Here is a 9,720-nt window from a genome sequence, read left to right as displayed (position 1 = left end):
TCGGCTTTGGCTGAGCTGAACTCCACCCCTGAAGACAAGAACGGCAACGTTGAGATCCCGAAAGCGGTCGAGATCAACGAAGCGTTCCAGATCTCCCGTCAGTTCTGGTCCTGGCAGGTTCAGCAGGGCGTCCTGAAGAACCCGCGTTCGTTCATCAACTCCACTCCGCACATGAGCTTCGTGTGGGGCGATGACAACATCAAGTTCCTGAAGAAGCGTTACGAAGCGCTGCAGGCGAGCCCGCTGTTCGCCGGCATGCAGTACTCCGAGGACCCGGCGCAAATCGCCAAATGGGTTCCGCTGATGATGGAAGGGCGTGACCCGAACCAGAAAATCGCGGCCACCTGGACCCCGATCGGTACGGACGTGAACTTCGGCGAGATCACGCGCCAGTTCGTCGCTCACCTGCAAACTACGCCGAAGTTCGACCTGAAACTGTCGAGCGAAGTGCAGGACATCACCAAGAACGCCGATGGCACCTGGCGTGTCAGCTACAAGAACCTGAAAGACGGCACCAAGACGGAAACCGACGCCAAGTTCGTGTTCATCGGCGCGGGCGGCGGTGCACTGCACCTGCTGCAGAAGTCGGGCATTCCTGAAGCCAAGGAATACGCGGGCTTCCCTGTTGGTGGTTCGTTCCTGGTCACCGATAACCCAACGATTGCCGAGCAGCACCTGGCCAAGGCCTACGGTAAAGCTTCCGTTGGCGCACCGCCGATGTCGGTTCCGCACCTGGACACCCGCGTGCTGGATGGCAAGCGCGTGATTCTGTTTGGCCCATTCGCTACCTTCTCGACCAAGTTCCTGAAAGAAGGCTCGTACCTGGACCTGCTGACCAGCACCACCACCCACAACATCTGGCCAATGACCAAAGTCGGTATCCGCGAATACCCACTGGTCGAGTACCTCGCCGGCCAACTGATGCTGTCGGATGACGACCGCTTCAAGGCGCTGCAAGAGTACTTCCCGAACGCCAAGAAAGAAGACTGGCGCCTGTGGCAGGCCGGTCAGCGTGTGCAGATCATCAAGCGTGACGAAGAGCAGGGCGGCGTCCTGAAACTCGGTACCGAAGTGGTCAGCTCCGCCGACAACACCATCGCCGGCCTGTTGGGTGCATCGCCAGGCGCGTCCACCGCGGCTCCGATCATGCTGACCGTGCTGCAGAAAGTGTTCAAGGAACAGGTTGCTTCCCCGGCCTGGCAGGAAAAGCTGCACCAGATCGTGCCTAGCTACGGCACCAAGCTGAACGACAGCCCTGAAGCTGTGGCTAAAGAATGGGCCTACACCGCCAACATTCTGCAGCTGACGCCTCCACCTGCGATTCCGCAGCTGACTGCTCCGAAAGCCACCGAGGCTGCAAAGCCTGCGGCTGAGCCGAGCAAGCCAGCTTCTGACCTCGCGCTGTAAGACGTTGGTGAGGTCCTGATTCAGGGCCTGCGCAACGTAAAAAGCCCGCTGAACCGGTGACGGTCAGCGGGCTTTTTTGCAGGTGTCACCAATGAGCGGGTACTTCGACCTGCCGCTCTGCAGCTGCCAACGCTGCCTTCAGTCCCTCTTTATCCAGAGGTATGCAGTACGCCGGCTTGGCGCGCTCAAACCGCCAGCTCTCATCCAGCCCACCGGCATCTACTGCGTCGAAGCCGATCTCGTCCAGCAGGGCGATGACTTGCGCCTTGGCTGCCGGGTCGTCCGCTGCGACCGGGAGCGCGCGCCGGTCGGGTGCGCCGCGGCTGCGAGCATCCTGGGTCAGGTCCGGCGCCAGGATAGCGTTGAACACTTTCACCACATTTGATTGCGACAGGTGCTCGGCCACCAGCCGACTGGTGGTGGTTTCAAAGCGGTCGAGCACGGGAATATGGCCGTCGCGGTTCGGGTAGTAGTTGTTGGCATCCATCACGGTTTTGCCTTCCAGCCACTGCGCCGGCACGCTGCGGTAGTGTTCGAACGGAATCGCCAGCAGGACCAGTTCGCCAAATTGCGCGGCGTCTTGCGCAGTACCCACTTGAACCCCACGAATGCCACTCAGCACGCTGCTCATCGACTGCGGGCCGCGGGAGTTGCTCAACATCACTTCATGGCCGGCCGCCAACGCCAACTGCGCAACGGCGCGTCCGATAAAGCCTGCTCCGATAATGCCAATTTTCATGTCGGTGCTCCTGAGTTGAGAGAGACGTTATGATGATTGGCTACTGGATGAGGAAAAATGGCCGTTCTGGTTTAGGTATTGTTACTGGGAGTGGTGAATGATGGACCGCCTTTCAAGCATGAGTGCCTTTGTGATGGCTGCCGAACTGGGGTCCTACGCCCGTGCTGCCGAACGCCTGGGAATGTCGCCGCAGATGGTAGCCAAGCATGTGGCGGCGCTGGAGCGGCGGCTGGGCGCACGCCTGCTCAACCGCACCACACGCCGGCAAAGCCTGACGGAGTTGGGAAGCGCGTACTACGAGCGCTGCAAACATATCCTGACAGAGGCAGAGGCCGCAGACTCCCTCGCCCAGATCATGAATGACACACCACGGGGCAAGCTCAAGATCAGCGCCCCGGTGACTTTTGGCTCCTACAGCCTGATGCCACTGGTGACCGAATTTTTACGCGACAACCCCGAGGTGGAAATCGACCTGCACCTGACCGACCGGTTTGTCGACCTGGTGGAGGAGGGCTACGAAGTGGCGTTCCGTATCGGCCCGCTGGCGAACAGCAGCCTCACGGCCCGGCCGCTGCAGCCCTACCGCCTGGTGGTCTGTGCGGCACCCAAATACCTGGCCGAGCGCGGCACGCCGCTGACGCCCGCTGACCTTGAACACCACGAGTGCCTGGGATACGCCTACTGGTCACGTCCGGCTGATCGCGAATGGTCGTTCTACCAAGGCGCCGTCCTGCACAAGGCCCAGGTTGCCAGCCGCCTGCACGTGAATGAAAGCCGGGCCTTGATGTCGGCCGCGCGGGATGGTTTCGGGGTTGTGCTGGGGCCTGAGGATTTCTTACGCTCGGCGCTCAAGAGCGGTGAGTTGGTGCGAGTGCTGCCGGACTATGAGGCGCCAAGTCGGCAGATGCATTTGCTCTACACCGCGAATCGCCAGCGCACCGCCAAACTGCGGCGATTTGTCGATGCGGTGCTGTTGCGTTTCGGACCACCCTAGACGCTGAAGCCGGCCTTGACCTGCTCATACAGATGCAGTGCCAACAGGTTGCTGCTGTCGCCAAGCAGGTACAGGTGATGCAGCGGCAGCGGCGGCAGTTCAGCTCCAGCAATCTGGCGCGTCAATCCCTTACCCATGCGGCTTTCTTCCACCAACCCCACCGCCATGCCACTGCGGATACACGCTTCAACAGCGGGCGAACTCGCGCTTTCCAGCAGCACCCGATAGTAAGTGCCGTGCTCCTTCAGCGCTCGAATCGCTGCAGCGCGATAAGGGCAACCTGTCAGTTGCACGGCAATCGGCAGTGGCGCCTGCGGTGGGCAGCTGAAGTGTTCGGCGGCCACCCACAGCGGCTGGATTTCTCCCAGGCGCTCGCCTTGTTCCAACGGCTGGGCGCTGACAATCAGGGCCAGGTCCAGCTGCCTGCTGGCGAACAGCGTGAGCAGTTCGCCACTGGAGCGCGCTTCTACCTCCAGTTCCAGCAATGGGTTGTCGGCGACCAGGCGGGGCAGGAACTCCTGCATGAAGTCTGGCGCGTAAGAATCAGGCAAACCCAGGCGAATCTTGCCCTGCATGCGTTGCGGCGTGAGGGAGGCCAGCAAGCGGTCGTGGCTCTTGAGGAATTCGGTGGTTTCGCCCAGGAGTTTCTTGCCGTACATCGTCAGTTCAACCCCCTGGTTGCTGCGGCTGAACAGGCGTTGGCCGACCTGGTCTTCGAGCTTCTGGATCTGCGTGGTCACCGTCGAGGCACTGCGATGCACATGATTGGCCGCTTCGTTGAATCGCTGGAAGCGGGCCACCGCGTGGAAAGTGCGCAACAGGTCAATATTCAGTTGTTTGCTCATGATTCCACTTTTAAGGATTAGTGGTACAGATTATTCAAATATACAGAATCATGCGCGGCACTTAGCCTTTTGGTCAATCAAGCGAACCGGAGGCTCAATGAAGCGATCAACCGTGGGGCGGTTGCTGTTACAGGCGGTGTTCGTGCTGTCGTGGAGTTCGGGGTTTATCGGCGCGAAACTGGCGACCCGGAGTGATGGCGTGTTCAACGTGCTGTTCTGGCGTTTCTTGCTGGTATCGTTGTGCCTGGCGCTGTTTTTGAACGTGCGGCTGCTGAAGGTTTCCTGGGCACAGATCCGCCATCACGCGGTGGTGGGTTTCCTCTCGCAGTTTCTCTATTTGACCTGTGTCTACGTGGCGATCCAGAACGGTTTGCCGCCGGGGATTGCGGCGATCATCGCGGCCCTGCAGCCATTGATGACGGCGGCGCTGTCATCGGGTAGCCACGCCGAACGCAGCGGCGGCTGGCAGTGGCTGGGGTTGATGATCGGTTTTGCCGGCGTGTCGATCGTCATCTTCGGGCAATACCGCAACAGCGGGGCCGAAGTCGGGTGGGTCATGTATGCATTGCCCCTGGTGTCGGCACTCGGTCTGACCGTGGCCACGCTGTACGAACGGCGGGCGGCCCGCACTGACTCCGGCGGCCTGAGCCTGGCGTTGTTTATCCAGTCGTTGCTGACCTTGATCGGCTTTGCTGCAGCGGTGCTGTACACCGATACGCTGAGCATTCCGCGGACCCCCGACGTATTGATCTCCATCGTTTGGCTGACGGTGTTCTCTACCTTCGTGGCTTACCTGAGCCTGTGGATGTTGTTGCGCGTAATGACGGCTACCCATGTGGCGACATTGGTGTACCTGGAGCCTCCCGTGACACTGGTGTGGGCGGCACTGATGTTTGGCGATGAGATTCATGCGTCGACGTATGCAGGGATCTCCGTGGTGGTGGCCGGGCTGATTCTGGTGCGACTGAAACAGCCGGTCGCAGTCTGTGCCTCTTGAAAAGGTCAGTTTTTCTTTACCTGCTGTCTGCCCGTGGGTTCAGCAAGCTGACAGTTGGCACCTGTTAAAAAGTCTTATGGCCAAGCAGGAGCGCGGCTGGAACAAGGGGGCATTTTTTTTACCGGTATAAACGCTGGGCGGTTACGCCCGAGGATTCTGTATGTTGTTACGTTATGCGGCATTGGCGGCTTTGGTCGTCGCGGCTTCCGGGTGTGTAGAGGAGCGGGTCGTGCATGATCGACGACCGGTGCAGCGTGAATATGTAGAAGTCGTCGCGCCGCAACCGCCGCCGGTGCAGGTCATCGAGGTCGAGCCCGAAGGGCGGCCAGGTTACCTGTGGTCACGTGGCTACTGGCGTTGGGAAGGCGGGCGCTATGTGGCGGTTCACGGCCACTGGGAGCCTGTACGGCCAGGTTATCGTTATGTTCACCCGCATTGGGAGCAGCGTAACGACGGCTATCACTGGCAGGGCGGCGGTTGGGTTCGCTGACCGTTTTCCGATGGCTTAAATCGGCTTCTTCGTACCCAGAAGCCGAACTTCCCTGAGCAGCGCCGCGCCCAACTGGCCGGTGCCAAGCTCCTTGTAACCTACTGCTTTAACATCGCCATTCTCTTCCGCCTGGATGAGGATCACCGGTGTTTCCTTGCCGGTGCCTTCGTCGACATGCATGGCGTACTGCGGGATATCCAGCTTGATCGGCGTGCCTGCCGCCTTGCCCTTCACATTGATCAGAAACGCCGCACAACCGGTGTCCACATCCTGACTGGTAGCGGAGCGACCGCTGACGAAGCAGGTGTCGGGCAGGTCGGGCCAGGCGATGGCTTCGGCGAGGGTCAATGGGGACGTTAATGCCAGGCCGGCGAGAAAAAGCGTGCGCACGTTGGTCTTGTCTCTGGATAAAGTCAGTAAGGGCATTTTCTACCAAAGCCTTGACGCTTCTGCAACGCGTCGCCTCAGGTCAGCCGCCGCATGCCGGTAGCCTTGGCCGCGCTGACATCAAATGTCGCCGTATATTCACAGCCTGCTGCGTGGGCGCAGCGTTCAATCAGGCAGTCGGCGAAATCGGCCCTGGTGCTTGTAAATCGCCGGAGTGCCTGCCAGATAACGTCGGCGTGCTCTACGGTCAGTTCGCGGGTACGCAGCAGCGTCTCCAGGACCGCAACCACTTCACTCTTGGCTGACTGGTAACTGGACTGCAGGACCCACACCAGTTCCACCACTGAAACCAGGCTGACAAAACCCGGCGAGGCAGTGGTGAGCGACTCGATCAGTCTGGATGCCTTTGGCGATTGGACGGGATCATCCTGGGTGACGTAACGCACCAGCACATTGGTATCCAGTCCAATCATCGTGCTTTGGCTCCCTGTGCAGCGATGGCCAGGTTCATTTCTTCGATGCTGACGGGCTTGGCGGGTTTGCGGATCAGCCCTTTGAGGTCCGACACAGTCTTGCTGGCCGCGATGATCGCAAACTTGCCCTCTTCCATTTCGACGAATTCGACCCGGTCGCCAGTGTTCAGCCCAAGTGCGGCCCTGACTTGAACGGGAATGGTTATTTGGCCTTTTGAAGTGAGTGTGGCGGTAGCCATGTTGAAAGCCTCTCTCGTGATACTCCTTACCTTAGGGTAAGGAATAGTGGAGGGCAAGATCCATTGGTCCATAGGTTACTCATCTGGCGTGGGTGGGTCGGAACAGGTAAAACGATAGTCCGAACGTTTCCCGTCGACACGCCTGAAACCAGCCTTAAGAGATACAACATATGACCGACCGCCACCTCATCATCCCCACTTCCATGCACCCCATCGTCGAGCGCGCCGGCTACGTCCCGGCCGTAAAAGTCGGCAAGACCCTGTACTGCGCAGGGCAGGTCGGCCGCACGGAACACCTGGAAGTCATCACCGATCCCGAGGCACAGTTCGTCGCCGCCTGGGAGAGCCTGCGCCTGGTATTGGAGGAGGGGGGCTGTACGTTTGAAGACGTGGTCGACATGACCACCTACCACGTGAACATGAGCGAGCACATGGCGGTTTTCCGTGAAGTGAAAAACCGCCTGTTCCCTCGCGGGTTGTGCGCCTGGACGGTCATTGGCGTATCAGAACTGGCCAACCCGGGCTTGCTGCTGGAGATCAAGTGCGTAGCGGTTCAGCGCTGACTCACTGCACCACGCGGTAGCACGGCACGTAGGCGGCGCCGCCTGGCAGTTTCATCCGGTGCTGCTCTACGAACGCCTTCAGCAACTCATCCAGCGGTTTCATGATCGCCGGGTCGCCATGAATCTCATACGGCCCGTTCTGCTCGATCAGGCGGATGCCCTTGTCCTTGACGTTGCCCGCCACAATCCCCGAGAACGCCCGGCGCAGGTTGGCCGCCAGTTCATGGGGCGGCAGCGCGTGGCTCAGTTGCAGGCTGGCCATGTTGGCGTGGGTCGGGTCGAACGGGCGCTGGAAGCCCTCGTCGATCTTCAGCAGCCAGTTGAAGTGGAACGCGTCGTTGCGCTCGCGGCGGAACTGTTTGACCGCTTTCAAGCCGGCGGTCATCTGCCGTGCCACCTCAGCCGGGTCGTCAATGATGATCTGGTAATGAGCCTGGGCCGCTTCGCCCAGGGTCGCGCCGACGAACGCGTGCAACTGTTGCAGGTACGGCGCGGCGTGTTTCGGCCCGGTGAGGATCACCGGGAACGGCACGTCGCGGTTGTCCGGGTGCATCAGGATGCCCAGCAGGTACAGGAACTCTTCGGCGGTGCCGGCGCCGCCCGGGAAGATGATGATGCCGTGGCCGACGCGCACGAAGGCTTCCAGGCGCTTTTCGATGTCCGGCAAAATCACCAGCTCATTGACGATCGGGTTCGGCGCCTCGGCGGCGATGATCCCCGGCTCGGTCAGGCCCAGGTAGCGCCCGCCGGTAATGCGTTGCTTGGCGTGGGAAATGGTCGCGCCCTTCATCGGGCCTTTCATCACGCCGGGGCCGCAGCCGGTGCACACGTCGAGGCTGCGCAGGCCGAGTTCGTGGCCGACTTTCTTGGTGTATTTGTATTCTTCGGTATTGATCGAGTGCCCGCCCCAGCACACCACGATCTTCGGCTCGACGCCCGGGCGCAGGGTGCGGGCGTTGCGCAGCAGGTGGAACACGTAGTCGGTGATGCCCTGGGAGCTGCTCAGGTCGATGCGCTGGCTGTCCAGTTCGTTTTCGGTGTAGACGATGTCACGCAGGGCGCTGAACAGCATCTCCCGGGTACTGGCGATCATTTCACCATCGACGAACGCGTCAGCCGGTGCATTCAACAGTTCCAGGCGCACGCCACGGTCCTGCTGGTGGATGCGCACTTCGAAATCTTTATAGGCGTCGAGGATGGTCTTGGCGTTGTCGATGTGCGCGCCGGTGTTGAGGATGGCCAGGGCGCATTGACGGAAGAGGGTGTAGATGCTGCCGGTACCGGCTTCGCTCAGTTGCTGGACTTCACGTTGCGACAGCGTTTCAAGGCTGCCTTTAGGGCTTACGGAGGCATTGATGACTTGTCTTTGGGGCATTCTGATTCCCTGAAAGCACAGCCACCGGACCATGAATGGCCAGTGGCTTGAGGATAGTGCGCGCCGTTTTCGGTCGCATTGGACTGGCATTTTCCCCGGCACTGGAGCCGAGCGCAAACACCGTCGCGCACCATCATGCCGCAGAAGTTACTGAATCAGCTTCCAGTTTTTGTAGAAAAACCGACGCAGGGTAAAGACTGCTCCGGCAAAGCCCGCGATCAGGCCGTTGAGCACCGACGGCACCAGGGTTGGCCGCACGATGTCGATGAACAGGCAGTAGCGCTTGGCGTCGTTCTTGTTGAAGGAGGCATGCATCAGCGTGTCATCGAAGATAAACAGCGGATCATCGTGCCAGTAGTGTTTGTGCTTGCCGACCTGGATGTAGACGCCATCGTGATGGGGCGCCGGTGCCATGTTGTAGAGCACGCGGAACATCATGCGCAGCGGGCCGAAGTGAAACGAGGTGGAACGGTTTTCGTTGAATACCGACACGCCGATGGTTTTCACGTAGGGCAGTTTTTCCCGCAGTTGCGGGATATCCAGGGTGGTCTCGATCGGGCGGCCGTACCATTGGAAAAACAGCATGCCGCGTTTTTTCTCGGCCATGCGCTCATCCAGGTACTGGATGATCTCGTCTTTGTTGGCCATGGCGTCGTCGATCACCTTTTGCAGGTCTTCGCGCCAGGCCGGCGGCAAGTCGTTCATTTTATAAACGTGGCGATTACGCTGGCTCAACAAATCGAACAGCGTGTTGAACGGTGCCAGCAGCCAGGTATTGCGCCCGTTGCCGATGAAATACTTCTTGATGGTCGCGCTGTCGTACAGGCCATTGCGTAGGAAGTCATACAGTCCACAGAACACCACCAGCAGCAGAAACACCAGGGTGGTCTTGGGGAAGCAATAAATGAACAGCAATACGCCAAGGACCCAAGCGGCGGATGCCAGGCGTTTGCGGATGACACTCTTACTCATGAAACTGGGCTCCATCGGACGGTTTTCGATTGCTTCAAAACCGTCCGCGATTGACTGGCAGGCCAGGCAAAGGAGTCAGTCAACCCGTGGGCATCATGCCCGAGCCGAAACATATCGAAATAATATGGTCATGATAGGGTGTTATCGCCCTCACGTGGCGTTTTAAATGCTGGAAATTTGTGAAGTCGCAGCACAGATTTTTACCGTTGTCCCCCTAAAATGCCTCGGCGGATGGTCAG

General features: G+C 59.7%; 11 protein-coding genes and 1 pseudogene. 5 read left to right on the top strand and 7 right to left on the bottom strand.

The annotated features are described in order from the left end of the window. Positions 1-1,407, top strand: a 1,407-nt coding sequence (mqo, locus tag ACIOMR_RS26175; protein ID WP_401197171.1) for a malate dehydrogenase (quinone), incomplete at its 5' end; no start/stop codon positions are given. A gap of 85 nt (positions 1,408-1,492) precedes the next feature. On the opposite strand, the pseudogene ACIOMR_RS26170 reads toward mqo, so the two are convergent. Continuing rightward, a pseudogene (locus ACIOMR_RS26170) lies at positions 1,493-2,158 on the bottom strand (NADPH-dependent F420 reductase); the annotation flags it as partial. 85 nt (positions 2,159-2,243) lie between these two features. Between ACIOMR_RS26170 and ACIOMR_RS26165 the strand changes: the two are divergent. Next, positions 2,244-3,140 (top strand): LysR family transcriptional regulator, encoded by an 897-nt coding sequence (locus tag ACIOMR_RS26165; protein ID WP_173406091.1) that lies wholly within the window; start codon positions 2,244-2,246, stop codon positions 3,138-3,140. Here the strand turns inward: ACIOMR_RS26165 and ACIOMR_RS26160 are convergent. Beyond that, on the bottom strand, positions 3,137-3,985 hold the full coding sequence (locus ACIOMR_RS26160; RefSeq protein ID WP_134325972.1) for a LysR substrate-binding domain-containing protein: 849 nt from the start codon (positions 3,983-3,985) through the stop codon (positions 3,137-3,139). The two genes, ACIOMR_RS26165 and ACIOMR_RS26160, sit on opposite strands and share 4 nt — an antisense overlap. A 97-nt stretch (positions 3,986-4,082) precedes the next feature. Here ACIOMR_RS26160 and ACIOMR_RS26155 point away from each other — a divergent pair, with 97 nt between their 5' ends. Next, complete coding sequence (locus tag ACIOMR_RS26155; protein ID WP_178903611.1) at positions 4,083-4,982, top strand: DMT family transporter; 900 nt, start codon at positions 4,083-4,085, stop codon at positions 4,980-4,982. A gap of 160 nt (positions 4,983-5,142) precedes the next feature. Beyond that, complete coding sequence (locus ACIOMR_RS26150; RefSeq protein WP_023659079.1) at positions 5,143-5,472, top strand: YXWGXW repeat-containing protein; 330 nt, start codon at positions 5,143-5,145, stop codon at positions 5,470-5,472. Between the two features lie 15 nt (positions 5,473-5,487). Here the strand turns inward: ACIOMR_RS26150 and ACIOMR_RS26145 are convergent, their stop codons facing one another. The 3 genes from ACIOMR_RS26145 to ACIOMR_RS26135 form a co-directional block, all read right to left on the bottom strand. Next, positions 5,488-5,862 carry a hypothetical protein gene (locus ACIOMR_RS26145; RefSeq protein WP_032899669.1) on the bottom strand — a complete coding sequence of 125 codons (375 nt, stop codon included), beginning with the start codon at positions 5,860-5,862 and terminating at the stop codon, positions 5,488-5,490. Positions 5,863-5,936: 74 nt separating this feature from the next. Further along, positions 5,937-6,332, bottom strand: coding sequence for a PIN domain-containing protein (locus ACIOMR_RS26140; protein WP_003218874.1), 396 nt, complete (start codon positions 6,330-6,332; stop codon positions 5,937-5,939). Further along, positions 6,329-6,643: an AbrB/MazE/SpoVT family DNA-binding domain-containing protein gene (locus tag ACIOMR_RS26135; RefSeq protein WP_401197165.1), complete on the bottom strand. Its 315-nt coding sequence runs from the start codon at positions 6,641-6,643 to the stop codon at positions 6,329-6,331. The genes ACIOMR_RS26140 and ACIOMR_RS26135 overlap by 4 nt, the downstream gene beginning before the upstream one ends. Before the next feature lie 98 nt (positions 6,644-6,741). Here ACIOMR_RS26135 and ACIOMR_RS26130 point away from each other — a divergent pair, with 98 nt between their 5' ends. After that, on the top strand, positions 6,742-7,134 hold the full coding sequence (locus ACIOMR_RS26130; RefSeq protein WP_003218870.1) for a RidA family protein: 393 nt from the start codon (positions 6,742-6,744) through the stop codon (positions 7,132-7,134). A 1-nt stretch (position 7,135) separates the two neighbouring features. Here the strand turns inward: ACIOMR_RS26130 and ppnN are convergent, their stop codons facing one another. Both ppnN and ACIOMR_RS26120 read right to left on the bottom strand, forming a co-directional pair. Then, the gene (gene ppnN, locus ACIOMR_RS26125) at positions 7,136-8,509 is read right to left on the bottom strand and encodes a nucleotide 5'-monophosphate nucleosidase PpnN (protein WP_088424477.1); all 1,374 of its coding nucleotides are present in this window, start codon (positions 8,507-8,509) and stop codon (positions 7,136-7,138) included. 147 nt (positions 8,510-8,656) lie between these two features. Further along, positions 8,657-9,481 (bottom strand): aspartyl/asparaginyl beta-hydroxylase domain-containing protein, encoded by an 825-nt coding sequence (locus ACIOMR_RS26120; RefSeq protein WP_177050884.1) that lies wholly within the window; start codon positions 9,479-9,481, stop codon positions 8,657-8,659. Positions 9,482-9,720: the final 239 nt, after the last annotated feature.

Origin of the sequence: Pseudomonas sp. NPDC087814, assembly GCF_044742865.1 — a bacterium.
Taxonomy (GTDB): Bacteria; Pseudomonadota; Gammaproteobacteria; order Pseudomonadales; family Pseudomonadaceae; genus Aquipseudomonas.
Note: the sequence above shows the minus strand (reverse complement) of the source record. Positions and strands in the feature narration are given on the sequence as shown.

What these genes read in the sequence shown, in the direction of transcription:
- ppnN (WP_088424477.1), bottom strand. Translation starts at nt 8,509, where the DNA reads ATGCCCCAAAGACAAGTCATCAATGCCTCCGTAAGCCCTAAAGGCAGC.
- ACIOMR_RS26130 (WP_003218870.1), top strand. Translation starts at nt 6,742, where the DNA reads ATGACCGACCGCCACCTCATCATCCCCACTTCCATGCACCCCATCGTC.
- ACIOMR_RS26150 (WP_023659079.1), top strand. Translation starts at nt 5,143, where the DNA reads ATGTTGTTACGTTATGCGGCATTGGCGGCTTTGGTCGTCGCGGCTTCC.
- ACIOMR_RS26160 (WP_134325972.1), bottom strand. Translation starts at nt 3,985, where the DNA reads ATGAGCAAACAACTGAATATTGACCTGTTGCGCACTTTCCACGCGGTG.
- ACIOMR_RS26155 (WP_178903611.1), top strand. Translation starts at nt 4,083, where the DNA reads ATGAAGCGATCAACCGTGGGGCGGTTGCTGTTACAGGCGGTGTTCGTG.
- ACIOMR_RS26165 (WP_173406091.1), top strand. Translation starts at nt 2,244, where the DNA reads ATGATGGACCGCCTTTCAAGCATGAGTGCCTTTGTGATGGCTGCCGAA.
- ACIOMR_RS26140 (WP_003218874.1), bottom strand. Translation starts at nt 6,332, where the DNA reads ATGATTGGACTGGATACCAATGTGCTGGTGCGTTACGTCACCCAGGAT.
- ACIOMR_RS26135 (WP_401197165.1), bottom strand. Translation starts at nt 6,643, where the DNA reads ATGGACCAATGGATCTTGCCCTCCACTATTCCTTACCCTAAGGTAAGG.
- ACIOMR_RS26120 (WP_177050884.1), bottom strand. Translation starts at nt 9,481, where the DNA reads ATGAGTAAGAGTGTCATCCGCAAACGCCTGGCATCCGCCGCTTGGGTC.